The organism is Paraburkholderia dipogonis, assembly GCF_046027395.1.
GTDB lineage: Bacteria > Pseudomonadota > Gammaproteobacteria > Burkholderiales > Burkholderiaceae > Paraburkholderia > Paraburkholderia dipogonis_A.
This window is the reverse complement of the sequence record NZ_JAQQEG010000067.1, coordinates 1-22,408: the sequence shown is the minus strand read 5'-3', so window position 1 is coordinate 22,408 and position 22,408 is coordinate 1. Positions and strand designations below refer to the sequence as shown.

Sequence of the window (22,408 nt, the reverse complement as noted above, 5' to 3'; positions counted from 1 at the left end):
ATACATGGCAATCATGCTACCGCCTCATTGAGACAAACAGTGTCTCAGCACGAAGCTGGCCGGCGAAAATCGAATGAGACAGCCGTTGTCCGATCGCGCCGCTATCTTGTCGCTGTGCCGATTCCGAAACGAGGGAAATGAAACGAACATTCAATCATGGCTAGCCCCCTGCGCCAACGTCGCCTCTGCATGCTTACGCACTTCTCGCAACTCGCCTCATGCCGTCAATCGATTAGCGAGCCCTTTCATTATTGAAATGGAGTGGCCGTTGCAAGCGTGAACCAGCAGCGGCTCAGCCCTCTTATCGGCACGTCGCACCACCTCATCAATGTACCGCTTGTTCGTTCTTATGCGGGAACGGGCCAGTCGAATAGTCCGGTTGCAACAGAGCTGGAACAGATCTTATTTCCGCGGGGAAAAGTCAAATGGATTGCCACATCGACGCTCAAGATAACACTGTCTTTCAAGGTCACGCTCTGCCTGACAGGAAGGCGGTAAAACACATTGGCATTGCACTGTTCAATGGGTTTTCACTCCCTGAAACAGTGTCTATCGTTGAAGCATTTCAGTCGGCGAACCGGTTTGCGGAGAACGGACAACGCGGCGTATCGCCCTATACCGTGCAACTGTTTTCGGTGGCTGGCGGCCGGATCGCCAGTTCGTCATCCGTGTTTGTATGGACGGATAGCGTTGAAGCACGCGGTCATGCACACGACTTCCACGCCTTGTTCGTTGCTGGTGGCACGGGCGTGCATGAAGCCGTTCGCGACGAACGGCTGCTGAGTTGGTTGCGCCGCGCCCACTTCCGCAGCGAATGGGTTTTGCCTATAGCGGAAGGTCAATTCCTGCTCAAAGCCGCGGGGATTGCATCGGCGGCCGGTGCCGGCAGTGCCGGCACTCTCTTGCCGCAAGCGAACATTCGTCGAGGCTTCGGTCTGCCCACGTCTCGCGAAGTATTGAGTCCACTGGAAAGCGCGTTGAATCTCATCGAGGCAGATCTCGGTATGGAGATCACTCGCAAAGCCGCCTCGTGTGCCGCGCCGCCGGCATCCACACAGTTCACCTCGGTGTTGCGCATGAGCGCCTCGGGAAGCGTGAGCGACAAGATCAGGGCTTCCGCGCAGTGGTTGGAAGCAAACGGTGACCGGCCGATTTCCATCGACAAAGCGGCAGGACTCGCCGCCATGAGCGAGCGTAACTTTCTGCGCCGCTTCAAAGCGGAAATCGGCGTGACGCCATCCGACTATCTGCTGTATGTCCGACTCGATATGTGTTGTCAACTTCTTGTCGAAACCACGCTGCCGGTGGACAAGATTGCGCGACGGTGCGGATTGGGCGGCGGCGCACAACTGGCCAAGCTTTTCCGCAAACATATTGGGGCAACGCCCACCGGATACCGCGCCAACCACCATCAGTCGCATGATTGCCAATAGCGCTCGCGTTGGCGTCGAGCTTCCCTGCTGAAACAGCGAATTTTTGCCTATTTTCTGATCAGAAAAATATGCAGGGGTCGAGACATTATTTGACCGTATACGAGAGCGGGCTATCGACTACTGGTAAGAACACAATCGTTCCATAAAAAAACTGGCGATACTCGCGGAGAGCATCGCCAGCCTTCATCTGTGCTTTACGACTGCAGGAATTCCAGCAAATCCGCATTCACCCGGTCTGCATGCGTCGAGCACATGCCGTGCGGTGCGCCCGCATAGGTTATCAGCTTCGCATTCGGCATGATCTTCGCGGACAGCACACCGGAATCGTCGAGCGGAACGATCTGATCGTCGTTGCCCTGAAGCACCAGAGCGGGTACGGTGACTTTCTTCAGGTCCTCGGTGAAGTCGGTTTCGGAGAACGCCTTGATGCAATCGTAAGCGCCCTTGATCGACACTTGCATGCCGGCCAACCAACGCAACCCGTGAGAGAAAGAAGTGAAATCAGGTTTCCGTTGCGTCGTCGAGAACGGACGTCAGGATCATTGCGTCGGCATTGCGCGGCGCAAGCCGGCACGGACGCGGCCTGTATACCGCGTCGCCGCGACGAATCAGGCGCCCGCTCATTGCGCAGACGCCCTCGGTGCGAGCCCGCGACGCACACCAGACCTGGTCGCCATAGCAGCAGCGCGTGGAGTCGCGCCAGGAGATCGTCGCCGTCGAAGCAGTCGGCCGGTCCAGCAAGCTCACCGTGACGCAGTGAAGCGCCGTGTCGTCCACGTGACGCGCCTCGTTGCCTTCACTCAGCCCACTGCCGCGGTCTTTCGGCCCGCCCGCAGGCACGGACAACAGGCCAATGGTTTGCATCCACGGATCGATGAAATTTGCGTTTGCCAGCATGTCGCGACTCCTGTTGAAGCGTTACCTGATTGAATGGCTTTGTCTGAGGATCTATCGCAGCGTGTCGCGGCATTCACAGACCGCTTCGCCGTGCGCGAGGAATGACTGAACCTGCTTATCGAGCGCCATTCGCTTTCATCCTCCAGCGGTAAGGCGTCTCGCCGACAAAGCGCTTGAATACAGTGGTGAAATGCGCTTGCGAGCGAAAACCGCAGCTCAGCGCGACATCGAAGACGTTGTGCTTCGAGTTCAGCAACAGATGCTGTGCGTGTTCGATCCGGCGGCGCAGCAGGTATTCATGCGGACGCAAGCCCGTCGCGCGCCGGAATTGCGCGGCGAAATGCATGCGGGTGAGACCGGCACTCGCGGCAATGTCGGCGAGGCCAATCGTCTCGGACAGATGCGCGTCGATGTATTCGATCACGCGGTTCATGCGCCACTGCGGCAGCGCGGCCGCTTCGCGTTTTTGCGCATTCGATGCAGTGAATTGATGCGCGACAATGCGTGACACGATGGCGAGGCTGACACTTTCGGTAAAGACCTTACCCAACGGGGCATCGCGTGTCTGTGAAAGGACCAGCGCCTGACCAAGCCGATCGAGTGCGGCATCGCGAACCGGCTTCGGGTCGCCGAGCACGATCTCGCCCGCATGCGGATGCTGGAACAGATCTTCGTAGCACTCCGCGAGAACTTGTTGCGACGCGAACAGATGCAGCACGTCGACGGAGGACTCGAACACAGCACTGACGGATACAGCGGGCGCCGTGACCTGAACCACGCCCGCCGTCACTCGCCCTTGCATGAGTCTGCGGCCTGCGTGATTGAAGGTCAGCGACACGCATTTCAGCGCCAGACCGATGCAGTGATCGGACTCGTTGCCGTGACTGACGACTTCAAGCGGCGCGGTGATGTTGCGCGTCCAGCGCGACACCTGCACATTGCCCTGCTGCCGGTGCGGCTGCGCTTGATGCGCGCGCGGGCTGCGCCATTGATGCTCGGCGTCGATTGACCGGGCAATGCGTTGCGGCGTGATGTCGGCACCGGGTTCGGGATACGAGAGCAGCGAGCTGGTCATGATGTGTCCGTCCGATAGAGTGATCTGCCTGCGGTCGAAACACTTGCACCGCGATGACTCAAAGTTAATCAAACGGAGCTCACGCGCCTAGCCGTACATACGGTTGCCTACGACGTCAAATGGGTGGGTCAACCTATATGAAGGTTTAATACGGGAGGGAAATGCGCAGATGAAATAGCCGCGCCACGGCATCCGTCTGCGTACGGGAGCGTCGCATAGCGGGGGATTCGAGGGAAAAACGAACGACGATGCGATTTTCGCCGTTCGGGAGGCAAAGATGCCCGCGCGGTTTAGCCGCGCTGAACGCGCGGCGGCGTCGTGGTGCCTTGTGGCGATTTGACGCCGAGGGCTTCCGCCTTCAGCACGAAATCGGCAAGCGAGCGCGACTCCATCTTCTTCATGGCCTGACCGCGGTGAATTTTCACTGTGATTTCACTCAGCTTCATTTCAGCGGCAATCTGCTTGTTCATCAAGCCGCTCGCGACAAAGGCCATCACTTCGCGCTCGCGCGGCGTGAGCGACGCGTAGCGGCGGCGCAGATCCGCGACCGAGCGGTCCGCTTCGCGCCGTTCTTCGTCCTTGCCGAGGGCGGTCGCCACGGCGTCCAGCATGTCCTGGTCGCGAAACGGCTTCGCGAGAAAGTCCATCGCGCCGGCCTTCATTGCCTTGACCGACATGGCAATATCGCCATGCGCGGTCATGAAGATAATCGGCACACGCACTTCGCCCGCCGCAATCTGTTCCTGCACGGCGAGGCCGCTCTGCCCTTTGAGCCGCACATCCAGAATCAGACAGCTCGGCACATCCGGCATCTGGAACGCAAGAAATTCATCTGCGGACGCGAACAGTTCAACCTGCAAGCCCACTGAGCGCAGCAACATACCGACCGCTTCACGCATCGACTTATCGTCGTCGACGACATAGACAATCGAGTGACTCGCCGTGTTGCCCGTTTCACTGCTCATGACAGGTTCCCTCATCGAGCGGCAGAATGAACTGCAGCACTGCACCCGTTCCCTCGTGCGACTCCACCCAGATCCGGCCGCCGTGCGCTTCGACAATCGAGCGGCAGATCGACAATCCCATTCCCATGCCTTCCGCCTTGGTTGTAAAGAATGCGTTGAACAGCCGCCCGGCGTTCTCTTCGCTGATGCCCGTGCCGGAATCTTCCACGATCACCTGTGCGTGCCGCGCATCGAAGCGGCGCGTGCGGATCCGCAATTCCCGCGGCCGTCCCGTGACGCCCGACATCGCCTGCACGCCGTTCATCACGAGGTTGATGATGACTTGCTGCAACTGGACACGGTCGGCACGCACCTGCGGTGGCGGACATGCGTAATCGGCGTCCACTTCGACACGGTGCCCATCCAGTTCGCGTCGCACCAGTTCAATGGATTCTCTCACTATAGCGTTCAGATCGAGTATCGCCTGACTCGGATCGCGCTTTTGCGCCATCGCGCGGATCTGGCGGATCACGTCGCTCGCGCGCCTCGCGTCGCGAATCATCTGGTTAATGGACTGCCCGACCTCCTTCAGATCGATCTGCGGACGGTTCATCCAGCGCAGGGCGGCGTCGCCGCACGTGACGATCGCCGCAAGCGGCTGCGTGACCTCGTGCGCGATCGACGCGGCCAGTTCGCCGAGCATCGTCACGCGCGTCACGTGTGCGAGCTCGGCCGTCGAACGGTCGAGCGCTTCCTGCGCCACCCGCCCTTCCGTCACGTCCATCAGCGCGCCGACGTACTCGGGATGCGCCGACTGCGATGCTGCAAGATGCGCGACGTAGTGCACATATTTGACGCTTCCATCCGGCATCACGAGGCGATGTTCGACGTCGACGAGCGGCGCGCCCGCGAGGCTCTGTTGATAAGCGTGACTGACGAGCGCGATGTCTTCGGGATGCGAGCGCTCGAGGATCAGCCGGAAACTGGGCGTGACGTGCTTCGCATAGTCGAAGATCTGATACGTCTCGTCGGACCACCACATAGCACCGTCGGGCAGTTTTGTCGCAATGCTGCCGGTGCGGCTCAGGCGCTGCGCGTCGGACAGGAACGCTTCGCTGCGCTCGAGCGCCTGCTCTGCCTGCTTGCGTTCTTCGATATCGGTGTTCACGCCGTACCAGCGCAAAATGTTGCCGGCGTGATCGCGCAGCGGTTCCGCGCCGATATGCATCCACCGGTACGCACCATCGCTGCGCCGGATGCGCGAGACGTTTTCGAACGGCACGCCCGTGGCAATGGCTTCGTTCCAGGCATGCTGCGCCGCGGGGTAGTCGTCGGGATGAACGATCGAGCGCCAGATATCGCCGTCATGGTCGGCAAGCGTCACACCCAGTTCGTTCCAGCGGCGGTTGATGAAGCTCAGCCGCCCGTCGCTCGACGAACTCCAGACCATGCCCGGAATCGCATCGATCGTCGCGCGCAATTCGTCCTTCTGGCGCTGCAATTCGCCTTCCATCTGCTTGCGGACGGTGATGTCGTTGTTGGTGGCAAGCACGGCGCGCGGCTTGCCCTTCGCATCGCGCCACAGCGCCCAGCGGCTCGAAATGATGACGGTGGTGCCGTCATTGCGCACGCGCTGCAATTCGCCTTGCCAGCGGCCCGAACGCAACATCTCGCTGCGAATCTCGTCGAGTGAGACTGACGAGCGGGTTTGCGTCAACTCATGAATCGGCTGGCCGATTGCCTGCTGCGCGGTCCATCCGTAGAGTGCTTCCGCGCCGTGATTCCAGAACGTGATCAGATCGTTCATGTCGTACACGACGATTGCGTCATGCGTCAGATCGAGTAACTGCAACTGCTCTTGCAGCGTCGCTGTGTTCTTCTGATTGCGCAACGCCAGCACCGACGTCGTGGCGATGGCGAGCAGGCTGACGGCGCAGCGCGCCATCGCGCCGCCCGAGTAGTGCTCGTCATGCGACATCGCAAACGCAATCACCGTGAGCGCCACGCAACTCCACGCGGTGAGGATCGCCGCAGGCCGCGACCCGGTCGATGCGACGAGCAGCACCACGACCACATACAGCACGGCAATCGCGATATCGAGTGGCGTGAGCGCGTCGATCAGGAAGACGACCAGCGCGATGGCGACCGCGAGAACGGATAGCACGCGCGCGTCATGCCGCAGTGGTTCGCCGGCACGTGAGCGGAATATCATGACGACGATTGAGCGCGCCGCGCGGGAAGGCGGGAGACTAAACGGCGCGATGTTGGCATAGGCGTTCCAGCAAACGTTCGTTGACGAGCACCGGAACCCTGTCTCGTGCCGCAAGAGCGGCACATCGAAGTCAGACATGCAGGACGCCGACTCATAATCCGATGCTTATTTTATCCGAATTTCTCAATATCCAACGGTTAAGGCCCGCCGCCAGCGAGCCTCAACGAGGCTCGCTGCCTTCGCCCTGGAGCGTTTCGAGGCAACGCGATACGGCCGCGCCATCGACAGGTTTGCTCAGCACGCACATCGCTCCGTCGTCCAGCGCCTGGCGGCGCACCGTTTCCGATACGAAAGCCGAGATAAAGATGATCGGCAGCGCAATCCCGCCGCCGAGCAGGCGCCGCTGCATCTCGAGTCCGGTCATGCCTGGCATCTGCACGTCGGAGATGACGCACGCGACATCGCTGATCTGGCCGGACGCGAGGAAATCTTCAGCGGACGCATAGAGCCGGACGTCCCAACCCAGTGAACGAACCAGGCTCGATGTGGCGATGCGGACGGATTCGTCGTCGTCGATGATGGAAACTATCCGATGGGTATGCAAGCGACTTTCCTCTGCCATACATGCGGTTACGACGGCACGTTGTTGTCTTGCCCGCCGCTCAGGTGTTTCCATCTTATGGACAAAACCCTGCCGGGAAAATCATATGTGTGTATAGGGGAAGGCCGGGGAAGCCGGCATCAAGGCCTTCGTGACGATATCCCCGCGCCGCGGCTGAATCGTTTGTCACGAGTTAAAGGTACGCGCGACGCGAGTCCAGAACCATTCTACGAACGGCCACCGTCGCGCTCACTTTCCGGTGCAAACTGAGGAAGGGACTTTTGTTGAATCCCTTCCCGGGTGCCTCCAGCCCGTCGCGAGCGCTGCCTCTTGTATTAATCTGCGGCAGGAAAATCAAGCGTAGTGTCGTTGATACGGTTGGACAGGTTGGTGAAGGCAATGCTTGCCGAGCGCACTTTTAACAGCACTGAACAAGTCGGCTGCACGACCGGTGGCTTCGGACAATGCGATCGTGTGGAGACGAGTCATGATGATTTCCTCTGCGTATTACGTCGGTTGAGAAGAATCTGTGTCAATGTTTTGTGGCAATGAGCACGATCACCATCCTTGGAGTTCTTATTACAGGCCGTCGTAGACCATCTTTGTAAATTGGCTGCCATTGAACACAAAATTCCCCCATTTGGCGTCGAAGGCCGCTGTCGGCTTGGCGGCTATAATTTCGTCCAGTGATTTGCCTTGCGACTTCAAGGCTGCGACGTTGTTGCGTACCGTGACCAACATGTCGCGGAACTCGATCAGTTGGGCGCGTGTACCCACTGCGCCGTGGCCGGGAATGACGATGGTGTGGTCTGTCGTAAATGCCACAGCCTTGTTGGCCCATTGGATCGCCCCGTCGATGTTACCGCCATCTTCATTGTCGATATACGGATAAAATCCGTTCCAGAAGGTGTCTCCCAGCGCCAGCACATCTGCGTTTTCGAAGTAAACCCATAGATCACCGTCCGTATGACCATGACCGAAGTTTTCCACTTCGACTTTCGTTCCTGCGAAGGTGAAGGTCTTTTCATTATTGACAATCAGGGTCGGGCGCGCGCCTGCCGGCACCGGATCGAAGGTCCAATTCCAGGCATTGACATGCGTAGTCTCGGTCAGATGCCTCAAGGTATTCTCGTGTGCAACGATGGTAGCGCCAGCTGCATGCATCCATGCATTGCCATCGGTATGGTCCCAATGCCAATGCGTGTTCACCACGTATTTCAGCGGCGCGGGACTGATCTTGTCGAGAGTGGCTTGCAGCTTCTGTTGCGATTTGCTAATGCCCGCGTCAACCAGAAACTTGCCTTCCTTGCCGGACAGCACGGTAATGTTGCCGCCGGAACCCATCAGCACAGTAATATTTCCGCGCAGGGGTTCCACGACGATTTCCCCGTCGGCACGACGTAAATATCGGGCACCCGCACCAGTATGAAAATAGTCGTCTGGTGCGGCGTCCTTACTCGGCGAAGACTGGATGCCGGTTTCGGCGAAGGTTGCCGCGGAGGCCAACGGTGACCCGGCAGCAATGACGATCGATACGAGCAACAGTTTGGAAAGTACGCCAGATCTTTTTGTTAGCCTGACAAACGCATTCATAGTTCTTCACCTCCGTTGAGCAGACGCGAATCATCTGCGTGTGTGTCGAATAAGCGAATGGCCGGTTCCACGATAACTGTGAACTGCCCGACCTCATTGAAGGCAGAGCTTGCGGCATTGCTGCCGATGCGCCGCCAGCCAGCTACCGATCAATAGGGTCGAAAACAAGGCACCAGCAACGCACACTCCCGCCCAGCCCGCTTTGTAATAAGCCACACTAGCCGCGCTTGAACCGATTGCGCCACCAAAGAAATAACAGGTCAGATAAATGGTCGTGATCCGGCTCCGTGCGTCTGGAGCGAGTGCATAGATCACACCCTGGTTGGAGATGTGCAAGCCCTGCACGCCCACGTCCAAAAGCAGAACGCCAACTATCAATAACGTCAGCGAGTGAGCACCAAGGTAAATGAACACAAACGACACCAGAATCGCGCTGCTAAAAAGTCCAGTCGCACGATGCCCATGCCCGCGATCTGCCATACGCCCCGCCGAGCCGGCCGCGAGCGCACCGGCGGCACCGGCCAGACCAAACACACCGATCCTGGCCTCGGAGTAGTGGTACGGAGCGGCATTGAGAAGGAACGTCAGTGCGGTCCAGAAGATGCTGAAGCAGGCATAACCCAGAGCGCCATACAACGAGCGCAGGCCGATCGCTGGATGTTGCTCCAGCAGTGTCAGCAGAGACCGCAGCAACTGACGGTAGCGCCAGGATTGATCACTTCTTCGGTCTTGCGGCAATACCCGCACGAGGCACAAGGTCAGAAGCAGGATCAAAAATGCGGCGACACCATAAACGATGCGCCAGCCCGCCAATTGCGCGATGGTCCCGGAGACTGTCCGCGCCAGCAGGATGCCGAGAAGCAAACCGCTCATCACGGTGCCTACTACGCGTCCACGCTCGTTGTCGGATGCGAGCGAAGCGGCGAACGGAACTTGCAACTGTGCAGCGCACGAGGTTAACCCGAGTAGCATGCTTGCCGCAGCAAACAGTTTGAAGTCAGGGCTCAGAGCTACTGCGAGCAACGCGACCACCGTGAGCAGAAGCAAGGATACGATGAGTGTGCGCCGATTCAGCACGTCGCCGAGTGGCACGATCAATAGCAAGCCACAAGCGTAGCCGAGTTGGGTGAGCGTAACCAGGAAGCCAACCCGGGCCGCACTATAGCCGAAGGTACTCGCAATAGCGGCCAATAGTGGCTGCGAATAGTAGATGTTCGCGATAATGACGCCGGAGGCAAGCGCAAATAGCAGCGTCAACCGTCTCGTCAGTTCAGGTGTTCGGGCAGACATGAATGTCCTTGTCACGAGTGGGGCCCGCGTCAGGTGTCGCGGCGATTCTCACGCATTGGGACGGCGTGGATGTGCTTTGGAAAGGCATCCTTTTGAAATTCAAAGAAGACCATCGATTAGCGCTTGCACCGTCATCTCCTCAAGCAGGAGGTTGACGAGATCATGATGCGATATGGCTATAGCGTCCAAGATCGGTTTACTATTCAAACAATAAGCATCGCCTATAGTTGAGGCGCTTTCGAACGCCATTAATTGCTGTCGTGCGTCGTCGTCTCCCGTCCCCGTTCTCGAGGACGGCGAGATCGAGTGTCCTTTGCATCAGGGACGCTTCGACGTACGCACGGGCAAGGCCATGTGCGCGCCGTTGACCGAAAATCTGCGCTCGTTTCCCGTTCGGATTGTCGATGCGCGCGTGATCGTTCAGATCGAGTAGAGCGCCACCGCTGACAGAAGAAGCAGCACGCTCCAGGAGACAACATGGAATTGAACCTGAAGGACCGGGTCGCGATCGTCACAGGCGCCAGCATCGGCATGGGTGCCGGCGTCGCACGCCGGCTCGCGCACGAAGGCATGCAGTTCGCACTGGTTGCGCGCGATGTCGAAATGCTCGATGCGACTGCCACTGCATTGCCTGAATCCAGTGGCGCACATGTCCTGACCATGCAGCCGAAGAGCGGCAGGCACGGCACAAAGGGGCAGCCGATCCGTCGCGCCGTCCCGCACGGGCAATCAATTCAATGACACGCGTCAATTGATGATTGTTGACAATAAACAACGTGCCGCGTTATGTTCAGGAAGCTGACGGCCAGCTATCCCATCCTTTGAACTAACCGCTGATTATGACCACATCAACAACGTCCAGCGCTATCGAACTGCTGCAGCGGCACTCCCTTGCGACACTAGTCCAGGAAACACTCGAGCGCAGCATCGTCTCGGGGGAATTCGCCCCGGGGGAGAAGCTGAACGAAATTGAGGTTTCCAGGCGGCTGAATGTCTCTCGTGGGCCGCTGCGCGAGGCGTTCCGCGCCCTGGAACAAGCGGGTTTGCTGAAGACGGAGAAAAACCGCGGTGTCACCGTGCGCGCGCTGTCGCTACGCGAGGCAGAAGAGATCTACGAAGTGCGCGCGATGCTTGACGATTCGGTGGCCCGTGCGCTTGCCCACAGGATGACGCCCGATACACTTGCCACCCTCAAAGGCATCATCGCATCGATGAAAGCCACGAAAAAGGAACATGACCTTACCCGCTACACGGCGCTGAACGTCCAGTTGCACGACGCGATGGTCGTGGGCGTCGGCAACGAGCACCTGATCGAAACCTACCGGCATCTCGTTCGACAGCTTGGCCTGCTCCGCCAGGCGGCGATCCAATCGGAAAAGAGCGCGCTGGCAACCTCGATCACGGAACACGAAAAGATCGTCAGCGCGCTCGCCAAAGGGGATGCGGAGCGCGCGGCCACGCTCGTGCGCGAGCACGTCGCTCATGGCCTGGCGAGAATGCGGCGTGCCCACGAGCAATGGGCCGTATCCGCAAACAGTTCCGACACAAACTGAAGCGCATTAACCGGTACCACACACGCGCCGCGCTCGGCGATCGGCGCTCCGGGTCTGCCCGCCCGCAGTTGCTTTCTACGCTTTATCCGACTTCCCCGCAGCGTTGGCGAGTTTGCTGAGCAATCGGTCGACCAACCAGGGCTGCCGATCTTCATCTTCCGCGCGCTCCTTGCGACGAATCGCATCTCGCACGGTAATCGAGCCCACGAAGCGGATCGGTTCTGGCGGAAAATACCCCAACGGCCCGTTCGTCAAAGGACTGCGCGTCCATTCGTTATCCAGGTCGAGCAATAGCGACGACAGGATCTGCCCGCCCATATAGGTCGGTCCAACGCCGTTGCCGGAATAGCCGAATCCGTAGAGCACATTCGGTGCATCGTCGAGCCGGCCGAAGAACGGAAAACCCGTGACCGACCGATCCGACGGACCATTCCAGCTCGCCGTCACCGGCACGTCGCGCAACGCAGGGAAGAAATCGTGCAGCCCGCGCGTCAGATCGGCTTCATAAGGCGAGCGCTGATCGAACACCGGTGCTATCCGGCCGCGCCACGCAAACGTATTGCCACCCTTGCCCAGCATCAGCCGGCCGTCCGGCGTGCTGCGATAGTAGTAGACGAAGATCCGCGAATCAAGCACCGACACGCCGTCTTTCAGGCCTATCCGATGCAGCAATTCGGGGCATTTCTCGGTGACGATCATGTCGCTGGAGACGACTGCAAGCGTGCGTTCGAACTGCCGGAAACGGCTCGCCATCCATGCATTGATCGCGAGCACCAGTTTCGGCGCAATCACACTGCCGGCCGGCGTACGGACTGTCACGCGGTCGCCAGTAGCGAAGTCGAGCATCGGAGTGCGCTCGTAAACACGAATACCCATTGCGATCGCGACACGCCGCAGCCCGCGCACGAGCTTGCCCGGATGAACCGTCGCCGCGACCGGCGAATACACGCCGCCGAGATTGCGCGCCGAACCCGAACGGGTCGCCACTTCATCCGGTGAAAGATGTTGGTACGAATTGATGCCGCGCTCGCTCAATGCGGCGATCACCGGATCGAGCACGCCGATCTGTGCACGCGAGGTCGCCGTATAGAGCGTGCCATCGAGGCGTAATTCCGCATCCACAGCGTGCTCCGCACAGAAGTCGCGAATCCGCCCGACGGCCGCTTCGGACGCTTTCACCAGCCGAACCGCCTCGGCTTCGCCAAACAGCCGCCGCAGCGTGAAAAACTTCGTCGCCCACGTGAGCAGGCAGCCACCGTTGCGGCCGCTCGCACCCGCTCCGCACAGATCGCTTTCGATGATCACGATGTCGAGTTCGGGCTTTTTCTGTTTGGTTTGGATGGCGGTCCACAAACCGGTGAAGCCGCCGCCGACAATGCAAACATCGGCAGTAGTCGCGCCCTGCAGCGCGGGCGCCAATGATCCATCGGCAAAGAGTGCTTGTTCAATCCAGAACGGACGCATAGATGGTTCGCCTTGATATAACGGTTTAACTCTGCTCGGAGGAAGGAAGGCTTCTTCCCTGTTCGACCGGGAAGAAACCTTTACGCAGGCCTGTTCAGGCTTCTGCTTTCGCCGATATCCGCGTGATCCCCATGGCCTTCAGCGTGTCGGCGATCGCGGCAACTGCGCCAGGAATGCCGGATTCGCCGAAGTGGCCGATACAGCCGACGCGGAATGTCTCCAACCGGGTCAGCTTGCCCGGATAGAGGATGTAGCCACGCCTTTTCACTTCCGTGTAGAAGGTCTTGAAGTCGTAGTTGGGATCGTCGGGTGCATGGAACGTGACGATGATCGGCGCCTGAATCGACGGATCGAGAAAGGTCCGAAAACCGAGCGCAGCCATGCCTTCGATCAGCGCCCGGCAATTGCTTGCATAACGTGCGCCGCGCGCTTCCTGGCCGCCCTCTTCGATGTATTGCGCGATCGCCTCGTCGAGCGCCGCGACGACATGCGTCGGCGGCGTGAAGCGCCACTGCGTCGTGCGGTTCATGTAGGCCCACTGATCGTAGAGATCCATCGCGAGCGAAGGGCTGTTTCCCTCACAACGTTCCAGCACACTGCGGCGAATGATCACGAAGCCCATGCCCGGCACGCCCTCCAGACATTTCCCGGAGGCTGCCACGACGGCATCGAATGGCGCTCGGCGCGCGTCGATGTCGATTGCGCCGAACGAACTCATTGCGTCGATGATCAGACCGCGGCCGTGCTTCGCGACAACCTCGGCGATCTCATGCAATGGATTGAGCACCCCGGTGCCGGTTTCGCAATGCACGAGCGCGACGTGCGTGATGGCCGGATCGGCCGCGAGTGCGCGATCGACGTCAGCCGCCTTGATCTGCGTGTCTTCCGGGTAGTCGATGGTCTGGTGACGGCGACCGAGCGCACGGCAAATCTTCGCGATACGCTGGCAATACGCGCCGTTGCTCGGCACGAGTACATGTCCGTCGCGCGGCACCAGCGTCCCAATCGCGGCTTCCACGGAGAACGTACCGCTGCCCTGCAACGGCACGCATTCGTGCGTGTCTTCGCCATGCACGATACGCAGCGTCTGTTGACGGATGCGGGCAGTGATCTGGTTGAAGTCGCCATCCCACGAACCCCAGTCGCGCAGCATCGCCTGACGCGTGCGGTCGGAGGTCGTGAGCGGACCGGGAGTGAGCAGAATGGGTGCGGAGGACAGATTCACAGTAACTCCTTATCGATCTTTGATGAAGACGCGTTTCAGCCACGACGCGACGTGCGCCATGCCTGGGTTCTGCGCAATACGCCATGCGACACGCAGGCAAACAGCAAACACGCGAACGCCGCCGTCACGAGGACGAGCGTGGCCATCGCTGCGGCGGGTCCGATTTGCCCGGCGTCGTCGAGATTGAGAATGGCAACGGAGGCGGGCTGCGTATCGGGCGAGTAAAGGAACGCAACCGCTGACACCGTGGTCATGCCGTTGACGAACAGATAACGCGCAATCTGCAGGATCGACGGCAGGCAAACCGGCACGGTGACGCGCAGAAACGTCTTATAGAAAGGCACTTTCAGCGAAGCGGAGACCGCTTCGAATTCGTTGTCGATCTGACGAAGCGCCGTGACCGCCGTCAGGTGGCTTGATGAGTAGTAGTGCACGACCGTGACGATCGCAAGTAGCGCGAGCGTCCCGTATAGTCCGTTCAAAGGATTGGCTGGCGAGTTGAACAGAAAGATGTAGCTGATGCCGAGTACGAGACCCGGCACTCCCATCGGCAGAATCGCGCACAGATTGATGAAGCCGCGTAACCAGCGGGGGCCTCGCGTCTTCTCGACGAGATACGCGCCGCCGAACACGATGATGGTGCCGCCGATCGCCACGCACGCCGCCATTTTCAGGCTGTTCTTGTAGGCGTCGAAGATCCCGGCGCCGATCAGTCCCATCTTGTAGTGCTGCAAGCCGAGGCTCATCTGATACGGCCAGAACTTCACGAACGAGGCGAACACCGAAATGCCGACCACGGCCAACAGCAGCGTGCAGACGATCGCGCAATAGCCGAGCATCGCCATGTCGAAACCCCACGCCGGTTTCGGCTGATAAGGCGTGGAGCGCGCGCCGAGTTGCGATTGCTGCTTGCGGCGGATGAAGAAGTCGACGGCGAACGCAACGAGGGCCGGACAGAGCAGCAGCAGGCTGACCACCGCGCTCCGGTTGAAGTCCTGCAAGCCGATGATGAGCTTGTAGATGTCGGTGGAGAGCACCGAGTAAGGTCCGCCGATCACGACCGGCACGCCGAAGTCGTTGATGCAGATCGTGAACGACACCATCGTCGCGCTGATCAGACCATACTTCGCGCCAGGCAGCGTAATCGTGAAGAACTTGCGCATGCGGCGTGTGCCCATTGCTTCCGCCGCTTCGTATAAGCGTCCGTCGGACAGCGAAAGCGCCGTCACGAGAATCATCAGCACATGCGGAAACGCGGCGTAGACCAGACTGCATACAATGCCCGGCAGTCCATAGATCGAATGCCCGTGCAGCAACGGCTTCAGGATGCCCGAGTTGCCGAACCAGTAGATGAACGACACGGCTGACAGCAGCGTCGGCGCGAGCAATGGAAGCAGCGCGACTGTGCGGACGGCGTTTTTCATCGGCATGCACGAGCGGGTCAGCGCGTATGCGAACGCGAACGCCATCGGGATCACGATCGCCGTCACGAAGCAGGCGACGGTAACCGAATGCAGTGTCGACCTCCACACACCCGAATCCACCAGGTAACTGGTGAAATTGGCGAGCCCGACGAAATGGCCGTCTGCGTCGACGAAGCATTTGCCAATAACCAGTGCCAGCGGCAACAGCAGAAACACGCCGAGAAACGCCGACATCAGCACAAGGGCCAACTGCGCGATGCGGTCATGCCAATGACTCTTCTGGCGCACTTCGGCATGGCCATCGTCGCCACTGCGGTGCTCGATCAGAACGGCGCTCATTGCAGTCGCTCCTTCGCGGCGGAAAAGACGCACACGTGTTCCCGATTGATGGCCAGATGAAAGCGCGACCCCGCCTGTAGACACGTACGATGCATTTCATGAAACGACAGGTCGGCGACGATCTCCTGCTCATCCAGTCCGTCCACCTTGAAGCTGACCCGGCAGAACGCGCCGAGGAACTCCAGTTTTTCGACGGAGGCGGACAGCAGGTTGTCGGCCTCGCTACCGGGCGCACTGAGGTGAATGTCCTCCGGGCGTACGAACGCCGACACTTTCGAACCCAGCACCGCGCGCTCAGTTCCGCATCCATAGCGCAGCGCGATGGAGCCCGCCTTGAGGCTGCCGTCGTGCGTCACCTCGGCAGGAATCAGATTCACCTTGCCGATGAAATCGGCAACGAACGGCGACGCCGGCTCGCGATAGATTTCATGCGGCGTGCCGATCTGCTCGATCACACCTTGATTCATCACGACGATCCGGTCCGCCATGGATAGCGCTTCTTCCTGATCGTGCGTGACCATGATCGTCGTCACGCCGAGGCGCTGCTGCAACTGGCGGATTTCCTGCCGCAACCGCACGCGCACACGTGCATCCAAAGCCGAGAGCGGTTCGTCGAGCAACAGCAGCCCCGGCGATGTGGCAAGCGCGCGCGCCAGCGCGATGCGTTGCTGCTGGCCACCAGACAACTGGTTCGGATGCTTGCGTTGCGCGTCCGGCAGCCCCACTAATGCGAGCAATTCATTCACGCGATCGGCGATCGCGGCACGTTTCATCTTTCTATTCACGAGACCATAAGCCACGTTGTCGAAGATGGTCAGATTGGGGAACAGCGCGTACGACTGAAACACGATGCCGTAGTCACGAAGCTGCGGCGGCAAACGCGAAATATCGCGGCCGTCCTGCATGATCTGGCCGGCACTCTGTGTCTCCAGTCCGGCAATGATGCGCAGTAAAGTGGTCTTGCCGCATCCCGACGGGCCGAGAAAGCAGAGCATCTCGCCTTTCTTCACGCCAAGATTGATGTCCTCCAGAACCGGCGTGTCGTTGAACCGCTTATAGACTCGCTGCACGCTCAAATACGCTGTCATCTGCTCCTCCGCTTCCGCTTGCCTGCTCGCTCGCATGGCGGCGACGCACAGCCTGCGCTGCGTCACCGCGTCGGTCCGGGCGCACGTATCGCACGTATCGCGCGCCTCGGCGTTCCTCAAGATCCGGCTCAACCTGGCCTTACTTCTGTTCCTTGCTGCCGTAGCGTTTTTGCCAGTCGCCGAGAATGGCGTCGCGGTTCTTCGCGGACCAGGTGAAATCGTTCTTCACGAGCAGTTCCGAATAGTTGTCCGGGATGCCGGAGAGTTTCTTCGCGACACCGGGGTACGCCACGATCGCCCACCACTGCGCGGTGATTTCATTCGCCTGTTTGCTGGCCATGAAGTCCGCGAGCTTCTTTGCCGCTTCCGGCTGCTTTGTCGTTTTCATGATGCCGGTGGCTTCCATGTCCCAGCCGAGCCCTTCTTTGGGAAAGATCAGATCGATGGGCGCGCCTTGCGCCTGCAATTCGTGGCCGCGGAATTCGAATGAGATCCCGATCGGGAATTCGCCGGTGCCGGCCAGCGTGCAGGGCTTCGAACCGGAGTGCACGTACTGCGCGACGTTCTTGTCGAGCGCGTCCATGTACTTCCAGCCCTTGTCGTCGCCGAATGTTTGCAACCACGACGTCACATCCAGATAGCCGGTGCCGGACGACACCGGGCTCGGCATCACGATCATGCCTTTGTAGACCGGCTTGGTCAGGTCTTCCCATGAGGTCGGCTTGGGCAGGTGGCGTTTCTCTGCTTCGACGCGGTTGTAGCAGACCGTCGCGCCCCATACGTCCATGCCCACCCAGTGCGGCGGCGTGTTGGCATCGCTGTACTTGCGCGTCAGGCTGTCGAAGCCTTTCGGCGCGTAGGGCATCAGCATGCCCTGCAGATCGAGGAGCGTGAGGCTCGATGCAGCCAGTCCGAGCACCACGTCGGCGCGCGGATTGCTCTTTTCCGCGAGCAGTTTGGCAGTGACCGCGCCGGTCGAATCGCGCACCCAGCGGATTTCGATGTCCGGATTGGCTTTCTCGAACCCGTCTTTGTACGGCTTCATCGCTTCGTCTTCCAGCGCGGTGTAGACGAGCAACTGCGTTTTCGCGTGTGCGAACTGAGCCGCACCGAGCGTGACGGCGGCAGCCACGACACAGCGCAGCGCCACGTTCAAACGACTTCTGCAACCGGTTAACCCCTGCTTTTCCTTCATTTCCAGACCCCTTGAGAAAGTGGCGTCGCGGCCAGCGACGAAAACGACCGGTGCTACGGGACCACTGCTTGTTGCAACCTTCCTGACGACTGCTTTGGGAGAAAGCTGAATGTTGTCTGTTGTTGACAATCTACAAAGCATCAATTTTAATGTCAAGTATTGCCACACTTTGCCACATAATGCCTCATCAACAACACCCGACTTACCCCTAGCCGAAAGGACACGTCATGAGCGAAACACCGGTTTCCATCGAAGTGAACGGCCGCAGCTACAACTGGATGCATCGACCCGTGGTGGTGGTCTGTGTAGACGGCTGCGCGTATGAATATCTGGAGATGGCGGCGGCGGCAGGCGTCGCGCCCTTTCTTGGCAAGCTGCTGCATCCGGGCACTGCCCTCAAGGGCGAATGCGTGGTGCCGAGCTTCACGAACCCGAACAACCTGTCGATCGTTACAGGCGTGCCGCCCGCTGTGCATGGCATTAGCGGCAACTACTTCTTTGATCGCGACAGCGGCACCGAGGTGCTGATGAACGACCCCAAGTACCTGATCGCGCCTACTGTGCTCGCCGGGTTTGCTGAGCGCGGCGCCAAGGTGGCCGTCGTCACGGCAAAGGACAAACTGCGCCGACTGCTCGGCAAAGGCCTGAAGGGCGTGTGCTTCTCGGCCGAGAAAGCCGACGAAGCGACGCTCGAGGAAAACGGCATCGACGGCCTGCTCGAGCTGGTCGGCAAGCCGGTGCCGAGCGTGTACAGTGCCGACCTGTCCGAGTTCGTGTTCGCGGCCGGTGTGCGGCTGCTCGAAAGCCGTGAAATCGACCTGATGTACCTGTCGACTACCGACTACGTGCAGCACAAATGTGCACCGGGCACGCCCGGCGCGAACGCGTTTTATCAGATGATGGACGGTTATCTGCAGCGGCTCGACGAGTTGGGTGCGATTGTCGCGATCACCGCCGATCACGGGATGAACGCGAAACACAACGAAGACGGCGAGCCGAACGTGATCTATCTGCAGGAGCGCTTCGACGAGTGGCTCGGCGAGGACGCCGCCCGCGTGATCCTGCCGATCACCGATCCCTACGTCGTGCATCACGGCGCGCTTGGCTCGTTCGCGACGGTCTACCTTCCCCCCTCAGCCGACCTGGAAGACATGCGCCACAGGCTGACTGCGGTGCCCGGCATCGAACTGGTGTTGACAGGCGCTGAAGGCTGCGCGCGTTTCGAACTTCCGCCGGCGCGCATGGGCGACCTGATCGTGATTTCAACGCGCGATGTCGTGCTCGGTACGCGGCGCATCAAGCACGATCTGTCCGGCCTCGACGTGCCGTTGCGTTCGCATGGCGGCCTCGCCGAGCAGATCGTCCCGCTCCTGTTCAATCAGCCGGTCGCGAAATCGGTCGGCGAGCGGGCACGGCTGCGCAATTTCGACATCATCGATATCGCACTCAATCACCTTCAATGAACGGGGATCGGACATGAACGCTGTTGTGGAAACGAAGGCTCAATCGCACGTCCGTCATGAAGCGCTGCGAATCTGCGGCGAAAAAATCTTTCGCGACGAAGTGATCGAAGTGCGCAACCCTTACGACGGCACGCTCGTCGGCACGGTGCCCAAAGCGACACTCGAGGACGTGCGCCGCGCGTTCGAATTCGCGCGCGCGTATCGTCCGGCACTGACCCGCTATGAGCGCGCCGCGATCCTGCGGCGCGCCGCCGACGCAGTGCGTGTGCGCACGGACGAAATCGCCGCTCTCATCACGGCGGAAGCGGGCTTGTGCAAGAAAGACTCGATCTACGAAGCCGGCCGCGTCGCGGACGTGCTGGTTTTCGGCGCCGGCGAGGTACTGAAAGACGACGGCCAGATTTTTTCCTGCGATCTCACGCCACACGGCAAGAAACGACGCGTCTATACCCAACGGGATCCGCTACTCGGTGTGATTTCCGCTATCACGCCGTTCAACCACCCGATGAACCAGGTCGCGCACAAGATCGTGCCGTCGATTGCGACGAACAATCGCATCGTCGTGAAACCGTCGGAGAAAGTACCGCTGTCATGCTATCTGCTCGCCGACATTCTCTACGAAGCAGGCTTGCCGGTGCAGATGCTGCAAGTGCTCACCGGCGACCCGAGTGTGATTGCCGACGAGCTGATCACGAACCCGGCGATCGATCTCATCACGTTCACGGGCGGCGTCTCAATCGGCAAATCCATTGCTTCGCGGATGGGCTATCGTCGCGCGGTGCTCGAACTCGGCGGGAACGACCCGATCATCGTGATGGAAGACGCCGATCTCGACGAAGCCAGCTCACTCGCCGTATCGGGCTCTTACAAGAATTCGGGCCAACGATGCACGGCCATCAAGCGCATGCTGGTGCACGAGTCGGTTGCCGACCGCTTCACGGATCTCGTCGTGGAAAAGACTCGCGGATGGAAATATGGCAATCCGGCGGATGGTTCTGTCGATATGGGAACGGTCATCGATGAGGCGGCCGCGCAATTCTGTGAACGCCAGGTCAACGATGCGTTGTCGCGCGGCGCCCGTCTACTCGTAGGCAATTCCCGCGACGGCGCGCTTTACTCGCCGACGGTAGTCGACCGTGTCACGCCCGATATGCCGCTCGTCAAGTACGAGACGTTTGGACCGGTGTCGCCGATCATGCGTTTTGCCAACATCGACGAAGCGATCCATATGTCGAACAGCACGGACTATGCGTTGTCATCGTCGGTCTGCACCAACCGCTTCGATTACATGACGCGGTTCATCACTGAACTGGAAGTGGGCAGCGTGAACGTGCGCGAAGTGCCTGGGTACCGGCTCGAACTCACGCCGTTCGGGGGCGTGAAAGACTCGGGACTCGGCTACAAGGAGGGCGTGCAGGAAGCCATGAAGAGTTTTACCAATACGAAGACCTACTCGCTGCCCTGGTGAGATTCGGGTATCGAGTTTGCTATTGATGCCGCACGGCATCGTCGGCATGTGCGAGAAGCGCTGACGCGCTTCTCGCCACATCCGGACGTACTCGAAGCTGTTCGCCCTTCGTGATGTTCATGGAAGCACGTCATAGCGAGGCGAAGCTCCTCGAGCATCACGGAGACCTTGCGACCATTCGGCGTGGCGCGATTTAAAAGCTCCCCCCATAGACTGCAGTTTGGCCTTGGCCGACGTTGGTCCATCGACGGTGGCGTCCGGCGAATATGCCTGTATGTTGATTCGGACCGACGAAAGCAAGACGCCCCGAGGTCTACGTAGACTGAAAATCATCACCCGTGCGAGCGTCGACGGGAGCCCGTCGCCTTTTGCACGAAGAGGCTCGTTGATACGGAACAAACAAAGCTTTACGTCGATTCCGTAGATAGAAAATACTGCGGCCATCTACGCTTGACGATTTCTCCGTCCTCCGCATACGCGTAACAGCTATTGATCTTTCGTGGCCGCTCGTTTTCATTCAATGGCTCCGGCTCATTCATCCGGAGGGCCATCATCATCTGGATTGCCGTGGTGGCCATCGGAGCAAGCAGCTCCTTCAGGTGCGCACACGTCCGCGCGTCGGCCAGACGACGTTTCACTTCGCTGTTCCAGCCTCGGCCAATCTGCATGCCCTTCAATGACTGAAGCTCGTTGCCTCCATTCGAACACGGTCCGTATGGCGCCGCGTCGGTAAATGTGTGTACTTCGCGTACGGTCATCGTCTCGTCGAAAACAAGACGCACGCCCATGTCGTGCAGCGGTTCGCCCGCTTCAAAGGTCCTTCCACCGCTCGCGGGCGTGAACTTGTGAGGCTTGCGGTCGGTGACGCGCCCTTCCACCTCATAAAGCCCATCCCCGCGAAGATAGGCTCTCATATCGATCCGGCGAAAATGCAGTTCCTCGCGGCTGACCGTCGCCGGGAAGCGGGAATGTTGCGAAGAGCAGGTCAAGCCGCACTCCCGACATCGAGCGGCGCGCCGGTTTTCTGCTGAATTTCCTCGACCGTCACGCCATCGGCCAGCTCGACTAGCTTCAGGCCGTCGTCGGTGACATCGATCACGCCCAGATCCGTGATGATCCGATCCACGACGCCCACGCCCGTGAA

At 59.8% G+C, this 22,408-nt stretch carries 18 protein-coding genes and 3 pseudogenes; 6 read left to right on the top strand and 15 right to left on the bottom strand.

The genetic code is table 11. The annotated features are described in order from the left end of the window. Positions 1-425 precede the first annotated feature (425 nt). On the top strand, positions 426-1,433 hold the full coding sequence (locus PQR32_RS39570; protein WP_408240570.1) for a GlxA family transcriptional regulator: 1,008 nt from the start codon (positions 426-428) through the stop codon (positions 1,431-1,433). A gap of 194 nt (positions 1,434-1,627) precedes the next feature. Here the strand turns inward: PQR32_RS39570 and PQR32_RS39565 are convergent. The 8 genes and pseudogenes from PQR32_RS39565 to PQR32_RS39530 all read right to left on the bottom strand — a co-directional run. Further along, positions 1,628-1,906, bottom strand: a pseudogene (locus tag PQR32_RS39565) (alpha/beta fold hydrolase); the annotation flags it as partial. 28 nt (positions 1,907-1,934) lie between these two features. Beyond that, positions 1,935-2,330: a DUF3331 domain-containing protein gene (locus PQR32_RS39560; protein ID WP_408240567.1), complete on the bottom strand. Its 396-nt coding sequence runs from the start codon at positions 2,328-2,330 to the stop codon at positions 1,935-1,937. Positions 2,331-2,445: 115 nt separating this feature from the next. Next, positions 2,446-3,405: an AraC family transcriptional regulator gene (locus tag PQR32_RS39555; RefSeq protein WP_408240564.1), complete on the bottom strand. Its 960-nt coding sequence runs from the start codon at positions 3,403-3,405 to the stop codon at positions 2,446-2,448. A 290-nt stretch (positions 3,406-3,695) separates the two neighbouring features. Further along, positions 3,696-4,370 (bottom strand): response regulator transcription factor, encoded by a 675-nt coding sequence (locus PQR32_RS39550; RefSeq protein ID WP_408240561.1) that lies wholly within the window; start codon positions 4,368-4,370, stop codon positions 3,696-3,698. Then, positions 4,360-6,561 carry a sensor histidine kinase gene (locus PQR32_RS39545; protein WP_408240558.1) on the bottom strand — a complete coding sequence of 734 codons (2,202 nt, stop codon included), beginning with the start codon at positions 6,559-6,561 and terminating at the stop codon, positions 4,360-4,362. The genes PQR32_RS39550 and PQR32_RS39545 overlap by 11 nt, the downstream gene beginning before the upstream one ends. A gap of 220 nt (positions 6,562-6,781) precedes the next feature. Continuing rightward, a complete protein-coding gene (locus tag PQR32_RS39540) occupies positions 6,782-7,165 on the bottom strand; it encodes a response regulator transcription factor (protein ID WP_408240555.1) in 384 nt (127 codons plus the stop codon). Between the two features lie 576 nt (positions 7,166-7,741). Then, positions 7,742-8,755, bottom strand: a complete 1,014-nt coding sequence (locus PQR32_RS39535) for an MBL fold metallo-hydrolase (protein WP_408240552.1) — start codon at positions 8,753-8,755, stop codon at positions 7,742-7,744. A gap of 93 nt (positions 8,756-8,848) precedes the next feature. After that, positions 8,849-10,045, bottom strand: coding sequence for an MFS transporter (locus PQR32_RS39530; RefSeq protein ID WP_408240549.1), 1,197 nt, complete (start codon positions 10,043-10,045; stop codon positions 8,849-8,851). Between the two features lie 286 nt (positions 10,046-10,331). On the opposite strand from PQR32_RS39530, the pseudogene PQR32_RS39525 reads away from it, so the two are divergent. From PQR32_RS39525 to PQR32_RS39515, 3 genes and pseudogenes are all read left to right on the top strand, one after another. Further along, positions 10,332-10,478 (top strand): annotated as a pseudogene (locus tag PQR32_RS39525) (Rieske 2Fe-2S domain-containing protein); the annotation flags it as partial. 44 nt (positions 10,479-10,522) lie between these two features. After that, a complete protein-coding gene (locus tag PQR32_RS39520; RefSeq protein WP_408240546.1) occupies positions 10,523-10,786 on the top strand; it encodes an SDR family NAD(P)-dependent oxidoreductase in 264 nt (87 codons plus the stop codon). 98 nt (positions 10,787-10,884) lie between these two features. Then, entirely contained in the window at positions 10,885-11,598 is a 714-nt protein-coding gene (locus PQR32_RS39515; RefSeq protein WP_408240543.1) for a phosphonate utilization associated transcriptional regulator, read from the top strand. A gap of 75 nt (positions 11,599-11,673) precedes the next feature. Here PQR32_RS39515 and PQR32_RS39510 read toward each other — a convergent pair whose 3' ends face one another. From PQR32_RS39510 to PQR32_RS39490, 5 genes are all read right to left on the bottom strand, one after another. Beyond that, complete coding sequence (locus PQR32_RS39510) at positions 11,674-13,062, bottom strand: FAD-dependent oxidoreductase (RefSeq protein ID WP_408240540.1); 1,389 nt, start codon at positions 13,060-13,062, stop codon at positions 11,674-11,676. A gap of 94 nt (positions 13,063-13,156) precedes the next feature. Beyond that, the gene (locus PQR32_RS39505; protein WP_408240537.1) at positions 13,157-14,287 is read right to left on the bottom strand and encodes a 2-aminoethylphosphonate--pyruvate transaminase; all 1,131 of its coding nucleotides are present in this window, start codon (positions 14,285-14,287) and stop codon (positions 13,157-13,159) included. Between the two features lie 35 nt (positions 14,288-14,322). Beyond that, on the bottom strand, positions 14,323-16,050 hold the full coding sequence (locus PQR32_RS39500; RefSeq protein WP_408240534.1) for a putative 2-aminoethylphosphonate ABC transporter permease subunit: 1,728 nt from the start codon (positions 16,048-16,050) through the stop codon (positions 14,323-14,325). Continuing rightward, positions 16,047-17,138 carry a putative 2-aminoethylphosphonate ABC transporter ATP-binding protein gene (locus PQR32_RS39495; protein WP_408240531.1) on the bottom strand — a complete coding sequence of 364 codons (1,092 nt, stop codon included), beginning with the start codon at positions 17,136-17,138 and terminating at the stop codon, positions 16,047-16,049. Before PQR32_RS39495 ends, PQR32_RS39500 begins: the two co-directional genes overlap by 4 nt. 139 nt (positions 17,139-17,277) lie before the next feature. After that, positions 17,278-18,333, bottom strand: a complete 1,056-nt coding sequence (locus PQR32_RS39490) for a putative 2-aminoethylphosphonate ABC transporter substrate-binding protein (RefSeq protein ID WP_408240528.1) — start codon at positions 18,331-18,333, stop codon at positions 17,278-17,280. A 227-nt stretch (positions 18,334-18,560) separates the two neighbouring features. Here PQR32_RS39490 and phnA point away from each other — a divergent pair, with 227 nt between their 5' ends. Both phnA and phnY read left to right on the top strand, forming a co-directional pair. After that, entirely contained in the window at positions 18,561-19,796 is a 1,236-nt protein-coding gene (gene phnA / locus PQR32_RS39485) for a phosphonoacetate hydrolase (RefSeq protein ID WP_408240525.1), read from the top strand. A gap of 13 nt (positions 19,797-19,809) precedes the next feature. Next, positions 19,810-21,264 (top strand): phosphonoacetaldehyde dehydrogenase, encoded by a 1,455-nt coding sequence (phnY, locus tag PQR32_RS39480; protein ID WP_408240522.1) that lies wholly within the window; start codon positions 19,810-19,812, stop codon positions 21,262-21,264. 407 nt (positions 21,265-21,671) lie between these two features. On the opposite strand, the gene PQR32_RS39475 is transcribed toward phnY, so the two are convergent. Together PQR32_RS39475 and PQR32_RS39470 are read right to left on the bottom strand one after the other, a co-directional pair. Next, positions 21,672-22,253 (bottom strand): DUF2889 domain-containing protein, encoded by a 582-nt coding sequence (locus PQR32_RS39475; protein ID WP_408240519.1) that lies wholly within the window; start codon positions 22,251-22,253, stop codon positions 21,672-21,674. Then, a pseudogene (locus PQR32_RS39470) lies at positions 22,250-22,408 on the bottom strand (succinyl-CoA--3-ketoacid-CoA transferase); the annotation flags it as partial. The pseudogene PQR32_RS39470 and the gene PQR32_RS39475, both read right to left, overlap by 4 nt.